The sequence below is a fragment of the Gemmatimonadales bacterium genome (assembly GCA_036279355.1).
GTDB lineage: Bacteria > Gemmatimonadota > Gemmatimonadetes > Gemmatimonadales > GWC2-71-9 > DASQPE01.
On the sequence record DASUJH010000054.1, the window covers coordinates 1 to 19,129 of the forward strand.

Annotated in this window: 17 protein-coding genes; 11 read left to right on the forward strand and 6 right to left on the reverse strand. The window is 70.2% G+C overall.

Going from position 1 to position 19,129, the window contains the following annotated elements; translation table 11 throughout:
* Positions 1 to 775, forward strand: a 775-nt coding sequence (locus VFW66_13555) for an SDR family NAD(P)-dependent oxidoreductase (GenBank protein HEX5387724.1), incomplete at its 5' end; no start/stop codon positions are given.
* On the opposite strand, the gene VFW66_13560 is transcribed toward VFW66_13555, so the two are convergent.
* Positions 772 to 2,865: a hypothetical protein gene (locus tag VFW66_13560; protein ID HEX5387725.1), complete on the reverse strand. Its 2,094-nt coding sequence runs from the start codon at positions 2,863 to 2,865 to the stop codon at positions 772 to 774. The two genes, VFW66_13555 and VFW66_13560, sit on opposite strands and share 4 nt — an antisense overlap.
* On the opposite strand from VFW66_13560, the gene VFW66_13565 reads away from it, so the two are divergent.
* The 3 genes from VFW66_13565 to VFW66_13575 are packed head-to-tail and all read left to right on the forward strand — an operon-like array spanning position 2,852 to position 6,655.
* Entirely contained in the window at positions 2,852 to 3,529 is a 678-nt protein-coding gene (locus VFW66_13565) for a hypothetical protein (protein ID HEX5387726.1), read from the forward strand. The two genes, VFW66_13560 and VFW66_13565, sit on opposite strands and share 14 nt — an antisense overlap.
* Positions 3,526 to 5,046 (forward strand): anthranilate synthase component I, encoded by a 1,521-nt coding sequence (trpE, locus tag VFW66_13570; GenBank protein ID HEX5387727.1) that lies wholly within the window; start codon positions 3,526 to 3,528, stop codon positions 5,044 to 5,046. The genes VFW66_13565 and trpE overlap by 4 nt, the downstream gene beginning before the upstream one ends.
* Before the next feature lie 25 nt (positions 5,047 to 5,071).
* Positions 5,072 to 6,655, forward strand: coding sequence for an adenylate/guanylate cyclase domain-containing protein (locus VFW66_13575; protein HEX5387728.1), 1,584 nt, complete (start codon positions 5,072 to 5,074; stop codon positions 6,653 to 6,655).
* Here the strand turns inward: VFW66_13575 and VFW66_13580 are convergent.
* On the reverse strand, positions 6,625 to 7,224 hold the full coding sequence (locus VFW66_13580; protein HEX5387729.1) for a Maf family protein: 600 nt from the start codon (positions 7,222 to 7,224) through the stop codon (positions 6,625 to 6,627). The two genes, VFW66_13575 and VFW66_13580, sit on opposite strands and share 31 nt — an antisense overlap.
* A complete protein-coding gene (gene dtd / locus VFW66_13585) occupies positions 7,221 to 7,667 on the reverse strand; it encodes a D-aminoacyl-tRNA deacylase (protein ID HEX5387730.1) in 447 nt (148 codons plus the stop codon). Before dtd ends, VFW66_13580 begins: the two co-directional genes overlap by 4 nt.
* Positions 7,668 to 7,732: 65 nt before the next feature.
* Between dtd and VFW66_13590 the strand changes: the two genes are divergently transcribed.
* Positions 7,733 to 8,650 carry an MBL fold metallo-hydrolase gene (locus tag VFW66_13590; protein HEX5387731.1) on the forward strand — a complete coding sequence of 306 codons (918 nt, stop codon included), beginning with the start codon at positions 7,733 to 7,735 and terminating at the stop codon, positions 8,648 to 8,650.
* A gap of 115 nt (positions 8,651 to 8,765) precedes the next feature.
* Here the strand turns inward: VFW66_13590 and glmS are convergent, their stop codons facing one another.
* From glmS to VFW66_13605, 3 genes are read right to left on the reverse strand one after another with little or no spacing between them, the layout of a single operon-like run.
* On the reverse strand, positions 8,766 to 10,595 hold the full coding sequence (gene glmS, locus VFW66_13595; protein ID HEX5387732.1) for a glutamine--fructose-6-phosphate transaminase (isomerizing): 1,830 nt from the start codon (positions 10,593 to 10,595) through the stop codon (positions 8,766 to 8,768).
* 12 nt (positions 10,596 to 10,607) lie between these two features.
* Positions 10,608 to 12,017 (reverse strand): phosphoglucosamine mutase, encoded by a 1,410-nt coding sequence (gene glmM, locus VFW66_13600; GenBank protein ID HEX5387733.1) that lies wholly within the window; start codon positions 12,015 to 12,017, stop codon positions 10,608 to 10,610.
* Between the two features lie 11 nt (positions 12,018 to 12,028).
* Positions 12,029 to 13,111 carry an HD domain-containing phosphohydrolase gene (locus VFW66_13605; protein HEX5387734.1) on the reverse strand — a complete coding sequence of 361 codons (1,083 nt, stop codon included), beginning with the start codon at positions 13,109 to 13,111 and terminating at the stop codon, positions 12,029 to 12,031.
* 97 nt (positions 13,112 to 13,208) lie between these two features.
* On the opposite strand from VFW66_13605, the gene VFW66_13610 reads away from it, so the two are divergent.
* The 6 genes from VFW66_13610 to VFW66_13635 all read left to right on the forward strand — a co-directional run.
* Positions 13,209 to 14,411, forward strand: a complete 1,203-nt coding sequence (locus VFW66_13610) for a PLP-dependent aspartate aminotransferase family protein (GenBank protein ID HEX5387735.1) — start codon at positions 13,209 to 13,211, stop codon at positions 14,409 to 14,411.
* Positions 14,408 to 15,424 carry a M48 family metallopeptidase gene (locus VFW66_13615; protein ID HEX5387736.1) on the forward strand — a complete coding sequence of 339 codons (1,017 nt, stop codon included), beginning with the start codon at positions 14,408 to 14,410 and terminating at the stop codon, positions 15,422 to 15,424. The genes VFW66_13610 and VFW66_13615 overlap by 4 nt, the downstream gene beginning before the upstream one ends.
* Positions 15,421 to 16,704 (forward strand): phosphoribosylamine--glycine ligase, encoded by a 1,284-nt coding sequence (purD, locus tag VFW66_13620; protein ID HEX5387737.1) that lies wholly within the window; start codon positions 15,421 to 15,423, stop codon positions 16,702 to 16,704. The genes VFW66_13615 and purD overlap by 4 nt, the downstream gene beginning before the upstream one ends.
* Positions 16,705 to 16,898: 194 nt before the next feature.
* Complete coding sequence (locus VFW66_13625) at positions 16,899 to 17,354, forward strand: plastocyanin/azurin family copper-binding protein (protein HEX5387738.1); 456 nt, start codon at positions 16,899 to 16,901, stop codon at positions 17,352 to 17,354.
* A gap of 63 nt (positions 17,355 to 17,417) precedes the next feature.
* A complete protein-coding gene (mutM, locus tag VFW66_13630; protein ID HEX5387739.1) occupies positions 17,418 to 18,242 on the forward strand; it encodes a bifunctional DNA-formamidopyrimidine glycosylase/DNA-(apurinic or apyrimidinic site) lyase in 825 nt (274 codons plus the stop codon).
* The coding region (locus VFW66_13635; protein HEX5387740.1) for a hypothetical protein at positions 18,230 to 19,129 on the forward strand (900 nt) is incomplete at its 3' end. The genes mutM and VFW66_13635, both read left to right, overlap by 13 nt.

The window sequence follows — 19,129 nt, forward strand, 5'->3', positions numbered from 1 at the left end:
GGGCAAGGTCGCCGCGCTCCGCTGCGACGTATCCCGGCGGGACGAGGTCATCACGCTCGTGCGCCAGGTGAACGAGCATCTCGGGCCGGTCGACGTGCTGATCAACAACGCCGGCATGATCGAGGTGGGGCCGGCCGAGGAGATGACCGTCGATGACTACGAGCGGGCGATGGGCGTGCACTTCCATGGGCCGCTCTACGCCATGACCGAGGTCGTTTCCGACATGCGCGAGCGGGGCGCGGGGCGGATCGTCAACGTCGCGTCGGTGGGCGGGAAAATCTCCGTGGCGCACCTGCTGCCGTACTGCGCGAGCAAGTTCGCGCTCGTGGGGCTCTCGAGCGGGTTTCGCGCAGTGCTCGCGGCGGACGGCATTGCTGTCACCACCGTCTGTCCGGGGCTCATGCGCACGGGGAGCCCGCGAAACGCCGCGTTCAAGGCGCGGCACCGCGCCGAGTACGCCTGGTTCAGCATCGGCGACGCGCTGCCGGTGCTCTCGATGGATGCGGAGTGCGCGGCGCGGCGGATCCTCGAGGCGTGTCGCCGAGGTGATGCGGAGCTCGTGATGCCGGCGACGACCGCAGCCGCCGTGAAGCTGAGCGCGCTCTTTCCGGCGGCGGCCGCCGCCGCGCTCACGCTGGTGGAGGAGATCCTTCCCCGGCCGGGCGGCATCGGCGTGGACACAAAGCGGGGGTACGAGAGCACATCGCGCTGGTCACCGTCGTGGCTCACCACGTTGAGCGACCGCGCAGCCGTGCGCAACAATCAGTTTTCCTAGAGCACGCCCCACCAGTCGGGATTCACGTCGACACTGAGGCCGAAGCCGCCGTCGCGGAGGCCTACACCTGCCTCGACGCGAATGAGCCCGAGAAACAGCTCGGCCGCGAGCCCCGCCACCGGCCGGATGCCGCCCGTGGGCGCCCACGGGAGGCCGGCGTACGAGCGATCCGCCCAGCCGGCGGCGACGAACGGCGCCAGTATCACCCTGTGGCCGGTCGAGGCGAACGAGCCAAGCGGAATGGCGGGCGCCGGGACGTCGAAGCGCCACTCGAGGTGCGCGAGCGCGTAGCGCCGGCCGCCATAGGCGCGAAATGGCTCGCCCGGGAGCGTCGAGCGTCCGCCGAGCACGAAGCTCCGGTAGGCAGGCAACCCGTCGCTCCCGATGCCGCCGCGTGCCCAGGCGAGGAGGCTGGTGCCGCCGAGCGCGGTGCGCCAACGGACGTCGGCGGCGGCGCGCACGTAGTCGGTGGGCCCGTCGCCGCCCTCGATGAGAAGGCTGCCGCCCAGGTCGTGTTGAAGGGCGACACCGCCGCCCAGCCGCTCCAGCCGGAGCCGCGCGATGCGATAGCTGCCGGCGCCGAGCGGCGGGTTCGGCCGATAGGTGCCGTTCGCGGGCGAGGCCGCCACATCGACGGATCGGCTCCGCTCGATGGCGAGCTCGAGCCCGACGCGCGTGCGCACCGACGTGGGGTGATCGACGCCGATGCCGGCGTCGTCGAGCAGCACGTAGTCGCCGTGGTCGTCGCCCCCCTCCTGCGAGGTGAACGAGTTCACCGCGCGCGAGATGACGGGCACGTCGCTGAAGTCGCGGATTCGGCGCCGGCCGTACACGTGAAGCGTGGTGGCGCCGAGCCCCGCCTCGAGTGAGAGCCCGCCGGTCACACGCTCGTCGGAGGTGCCGAACGCGAGCGACGGCCGCACCCGGAGTCGCCGTTGCGCAAGTGCCAACGTGGCGCCCGCGCCGAGCGTGAGTCCCTGAACCCGGTTCACGTGAACGAGATCGCTCAGCGAGCCGGCCGAAAGTTGCGACGCGGGCAGTCCGGCAAGCGCGTGGGCGCCGGCGATCCGCTCCACCTCGAGCCGGAGCGATTCCATCTCCTCCCGGTTGAGCGGTGCGGCGACATCGGCGATGGCGTCGGACAGCGGCCGGTCCCATGTGGAGTCGCCCGGCACCGCGCGCTCCGCCTGCTGCAGGCCGCCGATGGCGGGACCCGCGAGCACCGCGGGCGGGATGGCGACGTCGAGGTCGTAGTCGTCGATCTCCCACCGCCCGCGGATGGTCCACCGCAGCGGGAAGTCGAGCCATGCGGCGCGGCGGCGGATCTCGATCTCCTGACGGTACGGCAGCCAGAACCGGCCCTCCTGGAGCGAGTTCTCCAGCACGACGTCGATACTTTCGAGTTGCTTGTCGAGGTACGCGGCGGGCGTAAAGCTGAACCGGAACCGCACCAGCTCGGCGCTTTCGGCATCGAGGTACAGCGTGCCGACCACGAGCGGCCGCGCGTAGGAGCGGGGCCGCACCCGCACTTCGCGCACCCGCACCACGCCGCGGGGGCCGCGGATCGCGACCGAGTCGCCGAGCGCGAAGTCGTACGCCGCGAGCCCCGCCCAGGAGAGCGGATGCACCGCGTCGCGCACCTCGTCGCCCTCGCCGATCCGGATCAGGTCGCCGAAGTTGCCGGTGACGATGCCGAGGTGATCGCGGTGGTAGTTGACGTCGGTGGGGAGATAGCGGCCGTCGCGCCAGGCGGTGATGACCTGCTTGCTCCGGTCCGGGGCCTGCCAATACACTTCGTTCTTCAACTCGTCGGCCTTCACCAGGCGCGGCGGCCCCGATAGCCCTTCGTTTCCGATCTGCGCCAGAAAGAAAACGAACCCGTGGGCGCGGGCGTGATAGCTTCGGAGACCGGAATCCGCCTGGGCGGCCTCGCGCCGCGCCACAGCCCGGCCCACGAGGGCCAGCGCATCGGGGCCGTTCCACCGCGGCGGGGGCGTCTGCTGCGCGGCGGCGGCGCCGGCCGAGCACGCGATCGCGGCGAGCGCCAGTCCGACATGAATTGCGAGGACCTGCCGGATGCGGCGGATCAACCCCGACCTCTCACGACTCACCTGGGCGACGAATGCGCGGAATATCCCGGCACCGCACGCGCGCGGCAACCCGCGCGCGGCGCTCGTGCTTGCCGCGTGCATCGTGGCCGCGTGCGTCGTCGCCGCGTGCGGCGGCCGCCCGCCCGCCGCGGCCACGCCCGAGCCTACGGCGAGCCTCGCCGGACGCGTCTTCCCGCTGGGCCAGGTCTATCTCCTCGGCGTCTCCGATTCCGCCACGCCCGTGCCGGACACCACGCTCGAGGTCCCGAGGGACACGCTGCGCTACGTGGTGCTGCGTCACGCCCCGCCCGGCGATCTCACCTATGCCGAGGTGTTCTTTCCGGCGAACGCGTTCGGCCCGGGGCCGGGCGACTCGGTACGGGTGACGCTCCACCCCCGCCCGGATTCGTACGTGCTCGACGTCGCCACGGCCCAGCCGTTCGACTCGGCCCGCGTCACGTTCAAGTACGCGGTCAATTTTGAGGCCCCGCCCGGTGCACTCGCACGTTACGGCAGCGCCGTTGCGTTCGAGCGCACGCTTGCCATCGGCCGCCTCCTGCCCGACAGCAGCATTGCCTTTCTCGCTTCAACCCGCCCCGCGGCCGATAACCTCTCGGCCACGATCACCGAGCCGGGGAGCTACGCGATCGGAGCGCCGCGATGAGCGATCGCTTTGCCGCCTTCGTGGCCCGCGCCCGCGCAGGCGGCGGGATGGTGCCGGTCACTCGGCAGGTCGTCCTGGACGGCGACACGCCGGTCACCGCGTTCGCCAAGCTGCACCGCGGGCCGTACGGGTTCCTGCTCGAGTCACTGGAGGGCGGCGAGCGGTGGGCCCGCTACACCTTCCTCGCGACAGACCCGCGCGAAGTGTTCCGCTACCGCGGCCGCGAGTGCTCCCGCTGGACGGCGAAAGGCGGCTGGCAACTCGATGCGGCCGATGTGGCCCCGCTCGAGCACCTGGGCTGCACCATGCGCCGCTACGCGCCGGTCGAGGTGCCCGGCCTGCCGCGGTTTACCGGCGGGGCCGTGGGTTACCTGGGCTACGACATCGTGCGCACGATCGAGTCGCTGCCCTCGCCGCCACCCGACGACCGCGACCTGCCCGACGCAATTCTCATGGTGGCCGACACGCTCCTCGTGCTCGACAATCTTTACAACCGTGCCACGGTGATCGCGAACGTCGAGGTCACGGCCGATACCGACACCGACGAGCTGCGCCGCCGCTTCGACGCCGCCGACGCGCGGATTGACGAGTGGCTCGCCCGGCTCGCCGCGCCCGCCGGGGTCGGACCGCTGCCGATGGATACGAACGTCGCGCTGCCCGCCGCCACCTCGCCCTACTCGGACGCGCGCTTTCAGGAGCACGTCCGGCGCATCAAGGAGTACATCGCCGCGGGCGACACCTTCCAGACGGTGCTCTCGCGCCGGCTGGACCTCGAGGCCCCCGATCCGTTTCTCACCTATCGCTATCTGCGCGCGCTCAACCCGGCGCCGTACCTCTACTATCTCCACTGCGACGACACATGCATCGTGGGCAGCTCGCCCGAGATCCTGGTGCGGGTGGAAGAGGGCGAGGTCACGGTGCGCCCCATCGCCGGCACCCGCCCGCGGGGCGAGACGCCGGAGCACGACGCGGCGCTCGCCGCCGAGCTGGAAGCCGACCCCAAAGAGCGCGCCGAGCATCTGATGCTGGTGGACCTCGGGCGGAACGATGTGGGGCGCGTGGCCGAATTCGGCACGGTGCGGCTCACGGCGTTCATGACGATCGAGCGCTACTCGCACGTCATGCACCTGGTGAGCGAGGTGCGCGGCCGGCTCCGCGCCGGGCTCGATGCGGCCGCGGCGCTCGCCGCCTGCTTTCCGGCCGGCACCGTATCGGGCGCGCCCAAGGTGCGGGCGATGGAGATCATCGACGAGCTGGAGCCGGTACGCCGCGGCCCGTACGCCGGCGCGGTGGGCTACGTGGGCTGGGGCGCGCAGGTGATGGACACCGCGATCGCGCTTCGCACCTGCGTCATTCGCGGCGGCCGCGCGTGGGTGCAGGCCGGTGCCGGCATCGTGGCCGACTCCGATCCGTTGGCCGAATGGCGCGAGACCGAAGCCAAGGCGCGCGCGGTAATCCTGGCGCTGGCGCTGGCCGGCGCCCACCAGCGCGGCGTTCACGAGCACGGGGCGCGCTGAGCCGGCGCCCGAGTATTCTCCCTGCATGCCCACGTACCGCCTGGTTCCCGCGTCGCCCGGCCCGAGCTTCGACCTTCCGGTCGGCCGGACGCTCGTGATCGGCCGCGGGCTCTCGAGCGACATCGCGATCCCCGACCCCACCATTTCCCGCCGCCACGCCGAGGTTACCGCCGGCCCGGACGGCGTCGCGGTCAAGGATCTCGGCTCCTCCAACGGCACCTGCATCAACGGCAGCAGGATCACCACGGGCCGCCTCGGTGAGCGCGACTCGGTCACCTTCGGCAAGGTGCTCTTCCAGCTCGAGGTGACGCGCGGGCCGGGAGACCTGCCGCCGATCCCGCCCCGCGACGCCAAGGGGGAGGCGCGACCCATCACCCTCGCCGGCATCGACGCGCCGAGCGGCACGATCGTGCGGAAGCTCGCGGTGAGCGGCGGCGCGCCGGCCGGCGACGCGGCCGCCCGCAAGCTCTCGCTGCTGCTCCAGGTGTTCCAGAAGCTTTCGGGCGAGCTGGAGCTCGACCGTCTGCTCAACATGATCGTGAGCGTGACGTTCGAGGTCATGAACGGTGACCGGGTGTCGATCCTGCTCTGCACCGGCGATGGCGAGCTGGTCCCTCGCATTTCGCGGAGCCGGGTGGGCGAGACCGAGTTCGAGCACGTCCCCCGCTCCATCCTGCGGAAGGTGACCGACGAGCGCGTCGCCCTGCTCACCCATAACGCGGCGACGGACGCGCGCTTCAAGGGCCGCTCCATCCTGCTGCAGAGCGTGCGAAGTGCCATGTGCTCGCCCCTCATGGCCGCGGGCGACCAGCTCGTCGGCATCCTCTACGTCGACAACCTCACCGGCTCGCACGCCTTTGGCGATGAGGACCTGCAATTCCTGGTGGCGTTCGCGGGGCTCGCGGCGATCGCGATCAAGAACAGCAACTACGCCGAGCAGATCCGGCGCGAGGCGGTGGTGCGCTCCAATTTCGAGCGCTACTTCGCGCCGAACGTGGCGGCCGACATCGCGCAGCAGCAGGCCGCCATCCGGCTGGGCGGCGAGAAGCGGCCGATCACGGTGCTCTTCAGCGACATCCGGAACTTCACGACGATCGCCGAGCAGATGGGGCCCGACGCAATCGCGGCACTCCTCACCGACTACTTCACCGAGATGGTGGATGTGGTGTTCGAGCACGGCGGCACGCTCGACAAGTTCATCGGCGACGCGATCATGGCGCTCTGGGGCGCGCCGATCGCCCGCGAGGACGACCCCAAGCGCGCGTTGGAGGCGGCCGTCGCATTGCAGAAGGCGGTCGACAGCCTCAACTCGCGCTGGGTGCAGGCCCGCCGGCCGCGGATCGGGGTCGGGATCGGCATCAACCACGGCGAGGTGTTCGTCGGGAACATCGGGAGCCACCGGCGGCTCGAGTACACGGTCATCGGGGACGCGGTGAACGTGGCGCAGCGGCTCTCGACGCTCGCGGCCCCCGGCGAGATCCTCGTGAGCGAGGCGCTTTACCACGCCGTGGGCCAGCCGAGCGACGCCGAGCACCTGCCGTCGATGGCGCTGAAGGGAAAGCGGAAGGTCGTCGAGGTCTATCGCGTCCGGCGGGAGTCGAAGCGATAGGGCCACCCCGCCTCCTCGAGCAGGCGCAGCACCAGCCGCAGCGGCAGCCCCATCACACCGAAGAAGTCCCCGTCGATCCGCTCGACCAGCGCCGCGCCATAACCCTGGATGCCGTAGGCGCCGGCCTTGTCCATCGGCTCGCCGGTGGCGACGTACGCCCGGAGGTACTCGGCGTCGGCCGCGCGGAAGGTGACCGCGGTGGCGTCGGTGGCCTGCAGCAGTCCGCGCGGCGTCTTGAGCGCGACGGCGGTGACCACGTAATGGGTGCGCCCCTGCAGGCGGAGGAGCATGCGGAGCGCGTCGCCGGCGTCGACCGGCTTCTCGAGCACGTCTTCGTCGAGCACGACGGTCGTATCGGCACCGAGGACCAGCGCTCCCCGCACCGCCTCCGCCTTGGTGCGCGCGAGGCGCTCGGCGTACGCTCTGGGCGGCTCCCCCGGCCGGCGCTCCTCCGGGATGTGCGAGGGGCGCACCTCGAACGGGATGTGCAGCATCTCGAGCAGCAGCTTCCGGCGCGGCGAGGCGGAGGCGAGCACGAGCGTGGGCGGCGGCTCCTCGAGACCGCTCATCCCGCGGTCCGCTCTAGCACGAGGGTTACGGGCCCGTCGTTCACCAGCGCCACCTGCATATCGGCGCCGAACTCGCCGGTGGCGACCGGGAGCCCGCGCGCGCGGAGCGCCGCGATGAAGCGATCGTACAGCGGCACCGCGGTGTCCGGCCGCGCCGCGTCCACGAACGACGGACGCCGGCCCTTGCTCGCGTCGCCGTAGAGCGTGAACTGCGACACCACGAGGAGCGCGCCCTCCACCTCGGCCAGGCCGAGGTTCATCTTGCCCTCCGCGTCGGAAAAGATGCGGAGGCCCGCCACCTTTTCGGCCATCCAGTCGGCCTCCGCGGCGGTGTCGCTGTGGGTGAAGCCCACGAGCAGACAGAACCCGCGGCCGATGGCACCCGCCACCCGTCCGCCGATCGTGACCGACGCGCTCGCGACCCGCTGCAGCACCACTCGCATGAGGAGTCCCCGGATATAATTGGAGCCACGGCCGGCGTAACATAACCGGCACAACCGAGGACGCGATGCCGTTTCAACCGTTCCGCACCCGCCTGAGCTACGCCCGCTGCTACGTGCGCGACGCCGCGATCGAGCGCCGCCGCGACGCGCTCCCGCCCATCGCGCCCGCGCCAAGCCGGCCCGATCCCTCGCGCTGGCCGGACGATCGCGCGACGGTGGCCTGGCTCGGCCACGCCACCGTGCTCGGTAACCTGTTCGGGAGTTGGTTTCTCACCGACCCCGCGCTCGAGGCACGCGTGGGCCTGGGCCGCGGAATGGCCAAGTTCGGTCCCCGTCGGCTCGTCGCACCGGCGCTCCGGCACGGCGAGCTGCCTCCGCTGGATCTCGTGCTCCTTTCCCACGCGCACATGGACCACACCGACCTGGGCACGCTGCGCCTCCTCCCGCGCGACACGCCGGTCGTGGTGCAGCCGGGCAACGCTGATCTGGTGCGGCGCTTTCAGCAGGTGCGCGAGCTCAGCTGGGGCGAGCGGGCCGTGGTGGGCGGCATCGAAATCGAGTCGATCGAAGTACGACACTGGGGGGCGCGGATGGTCACCGACCGACACCGCGGCTACGGCGGCTACGTGCTCCGCAAAGGCGGCCGCACGATCGTGTTCGCGGGCGACACCGCGTACACGCCCGCGTTCAAGTCCATCGGCAGCCGGATGGCCGTGGATCTCGCCATCCTGCCGATCGGCGCCTACGACCCCTGGATCGCGAGCCACGCCACGCCGGAGGAAGCATGGCGGATGGCGTGCGACATGGACGCGGCCCACGTGCTGCCGATCCACCACGCCACGTTTCGCCTGAGCCGGGAGCCGATCGACGAACCGATCGCGCGACTCATGGCGGCCGCAGGCACGGAGCGCCGGCGCATCGTCGCCACCGCGGTCGGCGATACGTTCACGCTGCCCCGGGGCAGCCGGCGCGGAGGTGCGTGAACGCACAGAAGCCGGGGACGGGCTCCGCGCGCGGCGTTATCAGGTCGCCGGCTCCGCGGTAATCCGACCTCGGCTTCACATGCGCCGCCCGGGTGGGCGGCTTCTCTGTGTGGTGCTACTCGACCGTGACCGACTTGGCCAGGTTTCTCGGCTGGTCCACGTTGCACCCGCGCCGCACCGCCGCGTAGTACGAGAGCAACTGCAGCGGGATGCTGGTGAGGATCGGCGTCAGCAGATCGAGCGTTTCCGGAATGGCAAAGGTTGCATCAGCCAGCCGCCCGATCTCGCCGTCGCCCTCGTTCACCAGCGCGATCACCTTGCCGCCCCGCGCCTTCACCTCCTCGATGTTCGACACGATCTTCGAGTGGACCGCGTCCTTCGGGGCGATGAAGATCACCGGCATGTTCTCATCGATGAGCGCGATCGGTCCGTGCTTCATCTCCGCCGCCGGATACCCCTCGGCGTGGATGTACGAGATTTCCTTGAGCTTGAGCGCGCCCTCGAGCGCCACCGGGAAGTTGACGCCGCGTCCGAGGTAGAGCGCATTGTGGGTCTTGCTCAGGAACCGGTCGGCGAGCCGCTCGACTTCCTCCGACCGTTGCAAGATCGTGGCCATCTGCCCGGGGAGTCGGCTCAGGGCCTGAATGAACTGCCGCCCCTGCAGGATGCTCAAGCTCCGGAGTCGTGCCATGCGGAGCGAGATGAGGGCGAGCGCCGCGACTTGGCTGGTGAAGGCCTTGGTGCTCGCGACACCCACTTCGGGTCCGGCGTGCAGGTAGATACCACCCTCCACCTCGCGCGCGATTGAGGATCCGACCACGTTGACGACGCCCACAGCCCGTGCGCCGCGCTGCTTGGCTTCGCGGATGGCGGCGAGGGTGTCGGCGGTTTCGCCGCTCTGCGAGATCCCGATCACGAGCGTGCGGTCGTCCACCACCGGGTTACGATAGCGGAACTCGGAGGCGTATTCGACCTCGACCGGGATCCGGGCCATCTCCTCGAGCATGTACTCGCCGATGATGCCTGAATGCCACGAGGTGCCGCACGCGGTAATCACCACCCGATGGATTTGCTTGAGCTCTTCATCGGTGAGGTTGAGGCCGCTCACGCGCGCCGTGCCCTCGTCTTCCAGCAGGTGGCCGCGCAGCGTGTTGCAGAGACTCTCCGGCTGCTCGCAGATCTCCTTCAGCATGAAGTGCGGATAGCCGCCGCGCTCGATCGTGGCCAGGTCCCACTCGATCTGGGCCACCGGCTTGCTGATCCGGGCGGTCTCCAGAGTGCGGATGCGGTAGCCGTCCCGCGAGAGCACGGCGATTTCGCCGTCGTCGAGATAGATGACCGAGCGGGTGTAGCTCAGGAGCGGCGAGGCGTCGGAGGCGATGAACCACTCGTCCTCACCCACGCCCACGAGGAGCGGCGAGCCCCTGCGCGCAGCCACGAGGACGCCCGGCTCGTCGGCCGAGATGAACGCGAGCCCGTAGGCGCCCTCGACGTCGCGCAGCGCGTTGGCGACCGCGTCTTCCAGGTTGCCCTGGTACAGCTCGCCCACGAGGTGCGCCAGGACCTCGGTGTCGGTCTCGGACTTGAAGTCATGCCCGCGCTGCTCGAGGGCCTTCCGGATGGAGCCGGCGTTCTCGATGATGCCGTTGTGGATGACGGCGATCCGGCCCGACTGGTCGGTGTGCGGATGCGCATTCGGCGTGGTGGGCGCGCCATGCGTCGCCCAGCGGGTGTGCCCGATGCCGATCGTGCCGGCGGGCAGGTTGCCGTCGAGCTGCGCCTCGAGCGCCGAGAGCTTGCCCGCGGCCTTGAAGACCTTGAGGCCGTGGCCGTTCACCACCGCGATGCCCGACGAGTCGTAGCCGCGATACTCGAGCCGCCTGAGTCCCTCGATCAGCAGTCCGGCCGCAGGCCGGGGCCCGACATAGCCCACGATGCCACACATGGCACAGGATCCTCAGCTCAGGAGTGCGCGTCCCTCGGCGACCAGCGCCTCGGCGTCGGCCGCCGTCGGGGCTTCCGCAATGAGCCGGACGATCGGCTCGGTTCCGGACGGGCGAACGTGCAACCACCGGTCGCGCCATGCGAGACGCAATCCGTCCCGCTCATCTACCGCTGCATCCGGAAAATGCTGTCGAATTCGCTCGTAGCGTGGCCGCAAATCCTGCCCCCCGGGGGCCTTGGCCTTGAGAATGGTGTAGCGCGGAGATGCCGCGACTACCTGCGAAAGCGATGCTCCAACCTGGGCCAGATATTGCAAGATCAAGGCCACCGCCAGCGGTGCGTCACGCCCGATATGGAGTGAGGGCAGGATCACACCGCCGTTGCCTTCTCCCCCGATCCGCGCCCTTTCATCACGAATCGCCCGCGCCACGTTGGCTTCGCCTACGGGCGCCCGTACAAACCGCGCCCCCATGTCCCGCGCCGCGTCCTCAACCACAAGACTGGTCGAGAGGTTCACGACCACGGTGGGCACCTCCGCCCCTACGTTCGCACGCCCACGGCTAGCGGCTTTACCGGCCGTCCCGCCCTTACCGCCTGCCCCCAACACCCCGCGCACAGCGATGGCCAGTGTATAGTCCTCTCCCACCGCCCTACCACTCTCATCCACCAATGCCAAGCGATCCACGTCCGGATCGACGGCCAGCCCGATGTCCGCTCCTGTCTCCCTAACAAGCCGCTCCAGCTCGCCGAGATTTTCCGGCACAGGCTCGGGCGGATGAGGAAATCGACCGTCGGGCTCCAGGTGAATCGCACTCACGCGTGCGCCGAGGCGTTCCAGCAGTGGCGGGATCGCGACAGCACCGGCACCGCGCACGCAGTCGAGCGCCACGTGAAAGCGGCGGGCGCGAATCGCCGTGACGTCAATCTCGGGGAGCGCGAGCACACGATCGATGTGACGCGTGACCGCGTCCGGATCCTCCAGCACGCGCCCGATGCCGTCCCATCCGGCGCGCGGCGGTCCGGCCTCCGCCAGCGCGCGCACCGCCGCCCCCGCCTCGGCGTCCAGGAAAATGCCATCGGGGCCGACGAACTTGAGCGCGTTCCACTCGATCGGATTGTGGCTGGCCGTGAGGATGAGACCGGCGCCGGCGTGGTGATGCTCCACCGCGAGCTGGACGGTGGGTGTCGGCACCATCCCCACATCCACCACGTCCACGCCGACCGACATGAGCCCGGCGGCGGCCGCGCGCGCGAACATCGGCCCGCTGGTGCGCGCGTCGCGGCCGAGCACAACGAGCGGCCGGCCCGCCGAGCGGGCCCACGCGCCGAGCGCGGCGGCGTGGCGCGCCACGAGCTCCGGCGTGAGATCGACGCCGACCAGCCCGCGCATCCCCGACACGCTGATCATGAGGGTGCCGGCCATGGGCGGCGCGCTCAGGCGAGCAGCGGGAAAGCCGCGGCATCGCGCACCGCGGCGTCACTTCCGATGGCGCCGAACGCGCCGAGGAAGGCTTCTACGACATCAGGATCGAAGTGGGAGCCCGCGCACCGCCGGAGCTCATCGAGCGCATCGGCGGGACGGCGAGAAGGGCGATAGGCGCGGTTGGTGGTCATCGCATCGAAGGCGTCCACCACCGCCACGATCCGGGCCTCGATCGCGATCGCATCGCCGGCCAGGCCATCGGGAAAGCCCTTGCCGTCCAGCCGCTCGTGATGGGACCGGGCGATGCGCAGCACCGCCGCCGATTCCTTGAGGAAGGGCGCCAGAATGCGCTCGCCGAGCACCGTGTGCCCCTTCACGTGGTCGAACTCCTCGACCGTGAGCGGCCCGGGCTTGTGCAGCACCGCTTCGCGGGTGCCGATCTTGCCGACGTCATGCAGCTCGCCGCCCAGCCGGATATGCTCCAGCGCGTCGCCGGCAAAACCGAGCCGGATGGCGGTCTTCACCGCGTAGCTGCTCACCCGAGCCGAATGGCCGTGGGTGTAGGCGTCCTTGGCTTCGAGCGCATGCACCAGCGTCTGCACGCCGTCCACCAGCGACTGCTTGTTACGGCGGTCGAGCTCACGGACACGGGCCTCGAGATGCTGCTGGTAGAACCGGTTCTGGAGAACGAGATCCCGCTTCTCCAGCGCCTTCTGCACCCGGGCCTTCACCTCGTCGATGAGCACCGGCTTGGTGATGTAATCCACCGCGCCCAGGCGCAGGCATTCGACGGCGGTGCTCACCTCGGCCACGCCGGTGAGCATGATGAACGCCATGTCGGGATAGAGCGCGAGGGAGGCGCGGAGGAGGGCCATGCCGTCCATCTCGGGCATGTAGATGTCCGAGATGCAGACCGGAATCTCACCGCCGGTGCGCAATAGCTCGAGCGCCTCGAGGCCGGAGCCCGCGGCGCGGCAGGCGAGTCCCTGCGATTCGACGACGCGCACGAGCGCGCCGCGAACCTGGGCGTCGTCGTCCACCACGAGGCAATGCGTGCGTGAAACCGCGATGGACTCTGAGGTCGGGGTATTCACCCCGCGAAACTATGCGGCCGCCGCCGATTGTTCAACGGGCGCTTGCCGGCCGGGCCTCCAAGCCATTACGCTTCCACTACTTCTCCCGGTCCCTGCGATGACGCGCGCGCTCCCCGACGACCACTCCGACGATGCCCGAGGTTTCGCCACGCGGGCAATCCATGCCGGCCAGACGCCCGACCCGCTGGCCGGCGCGGCGATGCCGCCGATCTACCAGACCTCGACCTACGTGCAGCAGGGGATCGGCCGCAACAAGGGCTACGAGTACGGGCGCACCCAGAACCCGACGCGCGAGGCGCTCGAGCGGAACGTTGCGAGCCTGGAGGGCGGCGAGTTCGGGTTTGCGTTCGCCTCCGGGCTCGCGGCGCTCGATGCGGTGCTCAAGCTGCTCAAGGCGGGCGACCACGTGGTATCGGGTGAAAGCATCTACGGCGGCAGCATGCGCCTGATGACGCGGGTATTCGCGCAGCTCGGCCTGGAGTTCACGTTCGTCGACACCCGCGACGTCGGGGCCATCGAGCGGGCGCTCACGCCGCGCACCCGGATGGTATTCTGCGAGACGCCCACCAATCCGATGATGTTTCTCGCCGATCTCTCCGCCATCGGCGACCTGACCCAGGCCCACGGCATCCTCTACGTGGTGGACAACACCTTCGCCACGCCGTATTTCCAGCGGCCGCTCGAGCACGGCGCCGATGTCGTACTTCACTCCACCACCAAGTACCTGAACGGCCACAGCGACATGGTGGGCGGGCTGCTCGTCACCCGCCGCGAGGACCTGGCCGAGCGGCTCGGCTTCATCCAGAACGCGTCGGGCGCGGTGCCGGGGCCGTTCGACTGCTGGCTCGCGCTCCGGGGCATCAAGACGCTCCCGCTCCGCATGCGGCAGCACGACGCGAACGGGCGCGCCATCGCAGCCTGGCTCGAGACGCGACCCGACGTGCCGAAGGTGAACTATCCCGGCTTCGGCGGGATGCTCTCGTTCGACGTGGGCGACGTGGGCCGGGCGCGGCGGCTGGTCGAGAGCACCCGGATCTTTGCGCTGGCCGAATCGCTGGGCGGCGTGGAGAGTCTGATCGGGCATCCGGCATCGATGACGCATGCGTCGGTGCCGCTCCCGATCCGCGAGGCGATGGGCCTCACCGACAGCCTGATCCGCCTGAGCTGCGGATGCGAGGACACGGACGACCTGATCGCCGACCTGGCACAGGCACTCGACGCGTCCGCGCGCTCCGCCGCGCAGACCGGAAGCCGTCCCGCCGAGCAAACGCCCGGACGCGAACCCGCGAGGCACGCATGACGACGCCGCTCCCCGCCGCGCGCCCCCGGGTGCGCTTTCCCGAAATCTCCGCGGTATCGTGGGAGCATCCCGCCGACCGCGCGACGCTGCAGACGCTCAGGAGCCTGCCCGGCTTCGACGAGGTGGTGCGCAAGGTGATCGGCTGGCTCGGCGGGGAGCGTGGCATCCGGCTGCTGTTTCAGGGCAACGCGGTGCGCGCGAGCGGCGTGCAGCTCCCCAAGCTCTGGACCCTGCAGACCGAGGTCGCCTCCACGTTCGACTGGCCCAAGGTGCCGGAGCTGTACGTCTCGCAGACGCCGGTGTTCAACGCGGGCGCATACGGGGTGGACGACCCGTTCATCGTGGTGCACTCGGCGGCGCTCGAGATGCTCGACGACGACGAGCTGCGCGTGCTGCTGGCGCACGAGATGGGACACGTGGTGAGCGGCCACGCCCTCTACCGCACCATCGCCGAGATCCTGCTCGGCGTGGGCCTCTCGGCGTTGCCGATCCTGGCCGGGATCGCGCTCCTCCCGATCCGGCTCGCCATCCTCGAGTGGGCCCGCAAGTCTGAGCTTTCCGCCGACCGCGCCGGGCTGCTGGGCGGCCAGGACGTGGTCGCGGCGCAGCGCCTCTTCATGAAGATGGCGGGCGGCACCCGCGGGCAGATCAACGCGGGGCAGCTCGGCGTGGACGCGTTCATGGCGCAGGCCAACGAATACCTCGCCTCACGCGAGGGCTTCGACGTGATCTACAAGGTGCTCAACACGATGGCGCTCACCCATCCGATGAACACCATGCGTGCGGCCGAGCTGCAACAGTGGGTGGCGAGCGGCGACTACGACCGCATCCTCCGCGGCGAGTACATCCGCCGCGGGGCCGAATCGACCGCGCGACCACTCGGCGCGGACATCGGCGCCGCGACCGACTACTACGCGGCCGAAGCGCGCGAGATTGCAGGCCATGTGGCCGACGCGGCCCGGCGCGCCGCGGAGCGCGCGGCGGAGGCGTTCCGGGCGGCGCAGCGGCGGTGAGAATCCTGGTCGTAGGCGGCGGAGGGCGCGAACACGCCCTCTGCTGGGCGCTGCGCCGCGAAAACCCCGACGCCGCGCTCTACTGCGCGCCCGGCAACCCGGGCACCACCAACCTGGCGAACAACCTCCCCATCCCTACCACCGACACCGATCGTCTGGCCGACGCGGCCGACATGCTCGGCATCGACCTCGTGGTCGTAGGGCCCGAGCAGCCGCTCGCCGACGGGCTCGCTGACCGGCTCAGAGCCGAGGGGCGCGCGGTGGTGGGACCAAGTGCCGCGGCGGCGCAGATAGAGGCGTCGAAGGCGTTCGCGAAAGAGGTGATGGCGGCGGCAGGCGTGCCCACGGCGGCGAGTGAGAGTTTCGCGGAGCTTGACGCCGCGCTCGCGTACGTGGACCGACACGACGAGCCGCTCGTGGTGAAGGCCTCGGGTCTTGCGGCGGGCAAAGGCGCCATCGTCTGCGCCACGCGGCCCGAAGCTCGCGAAGCGCTGCACGCGCTGCTCGGCCGGCGCACGCTGGGCCGCGCGGGCGCCACGGTCGTGATCGAGGCGTTTCTCGAGGGAGAAGAGCTGTCGCTCCTGGCGCTCACCGACGGCACCGATCTCACGCTCCTCCCCTCGGCGCAAGATCACAAGCGGCTGCTCGAGGGCGATCGCGGGCCCAATACCGGCGGCATGGGCGCGTATGCACCCGTGGCGCTTGCGACGCCGGCACTGCTCGACCGGGCCGTCGACGAGATCTACCTCCCGGTGCTCGCCGAGATGAAACGCCGCGGCAGCCCGTTCTCGGGCGTGCTCTACGCCGGGCTCATGGTGGACCCGGCCGGGGCGCTTTCGGTCGTCGAGTTCAATTGCCGCCTGGGCGATCCGGAGGCGGAGGCGGTGCTGCCGCTTGTCGCGGGCGGGCTCACCGACGCGCTCACGCGCGTGGCACACGGCACGAAGCCGGAGGGGGTTACGGTGTCGCCGGAGACGGCCGTCACCACCGTGGTCGCGGCGCGCGGCTATCCCGAATGGCCGGAGACGGGCGCCGCGATCGAGCTGCCGGACGCGCTGCCCGAGCGTGTCACCATCTTTCAGGCGGGCACCAGGCGCGATGCGTCCGGCGTGCTCCGGGTCTCGGGCGGGCGGGTGCTCGCCGTGACCGCGCGCGCACCGACGCTGGCGGAAGCCCGGCGCCTGAGCCGCGACGCGGCCGAGCGCGTCGCATTCGAGGGAAAATCCTACCGTAGGGATATCGGCTGGCGCGAAACCGAGAGAGTGGGTCAGCCCGGCTAGTTACTCCCCATCACCGCTAAGCAGACGCTCCATCGGTGTGGCGCCTCAGGGGAATGAGGCGTCTCATTGTGCGGTCTTCGATGAGACAATCGTGACTCACAGATCCGCGACGTTTCGGGATGTGTCGGAAACCCGGGCTTGAGCGTCCACGACTTAACCAACATAACCCTGACTTTATTGGGAGGCACGCAGCCATGCACGGGTCCACCAAGGCGTACCATGCTCTTCGTACTCCGCTCGCCGCGCTCGTGGTCGGGCTGGTGCTTGCCGGATGCGGCGGCTCGGACAGCACCACGCCCAACAATCCGAACAACAGTCCCCCGCCGGCCCCAGCCAATCATGACATCAACATCGTCACCGGCGCCTCCACCAAGACGACGGGGGCGTTCAGCCCGAACCCCAAGGCGATTTCTCTGTCGGCCGACCCGGCAGTCCGTTTCGTGAACACCGACATCACCGGCGGCGACTACACCACCGGCACCGCGACCGTGCACCACATCGTTTCCGACGCCGGCTCGGCCCAGACCTTCGATACCGGCGACCTGGCCGGCAACGCCACCAGCACGATCACGTTCAACGCGCCCGGCACGATCAATTTCCACTGCTCGATCCATCCGAATATGGTCGGCAGCGTCGTCATCAATCCGTAGTCCCCACCGCGCCGGGCCCCGGCGGTTTACGGCCGCCGGGGCCTTCGGCTAAAATTCGGGCGGATGCCCGAATTGCCCGAAGTCGAAACCATCGTTCGCGATCTTCGCCCACGCATCGTCGGCCGGCGGCTCGGGCCAGTGTCCCTGAGCCACACCGATGTGCTCCGCGGCACCACTCGGCCCCGGCTCGTACGCGCGCTCGAGGGATCGGTAGTGCGCGATCTCTCCCGCCGCGCCAAGCACGCCGTGTTCGATCTGGGTGCGCGGCGGCTCGTGGTGCAGCCGGGGATGACCGGCTCGCTCGTGGTTCACGAGCGCCCGCTCACGGCCGACGAGCGGCGCTACGCCGTGCTCGACGCGGCGCTCGACGATGGACGCCGCCTGGTCTACCGCGATGTGCGCCGTCTCGGCACGCTCCTCCTGCTGGACGCGCGCGGCTGGCGCGGGTACGACGCCGCCATCGGCCCCGAGCCGCTCGACCCGGCGTTCACGTCCGAGCGCCTCGCGGACATCCTCGCGAGCTCGCGCCAGGCGGTAAAGAAGGTGCTGATGGATCAGCGCCACCTCGCGGGCGTCGGAAACATCTACGCCAACGAGGCGCTCTTTGCCGCGCGCATCGACCCCTCGCGCGCGGCCAATCGGGTGGACCGGGCCGCGGTGCGGCGGCTCCACGCCGAAGTGCGGCGCATCCTCGAGGCGGCGATTGCGTCGCAGGGCACGACCTTTCGCGACTACCGCACCGGCACGGGCGAGCGGGGCAGCTTCCAGCTCGAGCTGTTCGTCTATGGGCGCGAGGGCGAGCCGTGCAAGGTCTGCGGCACACGGCTCACCGGCACCCACGCCATCGATGCCCGCATCACCGTATTCTGCCACCGATGCCAAAGCTAAGGCGCGCCCGCGCGCTCCGGCTGCCGCTCCCGGCGGCCGATCTCGATTCGCTCAAGGCGCGGGTGCGGGCGCTGGCGGAGAATCGCCCGGCGGTCTACCGGATGGTGGACAACACCGGCAAGGTGCTGTACGTCGGCAAGGCGAAGCGACTCCGAACCCGGCTCCTGAGCTACTTCCGTGCGAGCTATCCGGACGACAAGCAGGCCCGGATTCTCTACGCGGCGCACGACATCCAATGGGACTGCGTGCCGAGCGAATTCGCCGCCTACCTCAACGAGCTGCGCCAGATCCACCGCTACCGTCCCCACTTCAACTACAGTCTCAACCGCGTGCGGCGCGCCGTCTTCGTGAAGTTTTCGCGAGGGCCGGCGCCGCGGATTGCGAGCGGCACCACGATCGCTGGGGACGACGCGCGCTGCTACGGGCCGTTCCGCTCGATCGGGCGCACGGGCGAGGCGGTGCGCACGCTGAGCGATCTCCTCGGGCTTCGCGACTGCGCCGCGGCGATGCCGATCGTCTTCGCGGGTCAGCGCGATCTCTTCGACGCGCCGCGCCGAGCCGCGTGCATGCGGCACGAGTTCGGCTTCTGCGCTGGACCGTGCGCGGGCTTCGTGGAGGAAGGAGACTACCGGCGGCGGGTGGAGACGGCGATGGCATTTCTCGAGGGCCGCACCATCCAGCCGCTCGACCGCGTGGTGCGCGCGATGCAGGAGGCCGCCGGCCGCGCCGACTTCGAGCTGGCGGCCCGATGGCGCGAGAAGTTCGAGCAGCTCGAGTGGCTCTTCGGCGCGATCAGCCGGGCGCGCACCGCGGTAGATCTGCTCACCTTCGTGTACCGCGATCCCGGGGCTTTCGGCGACGACCGGGTCTATCTACTCCGCCGTGGA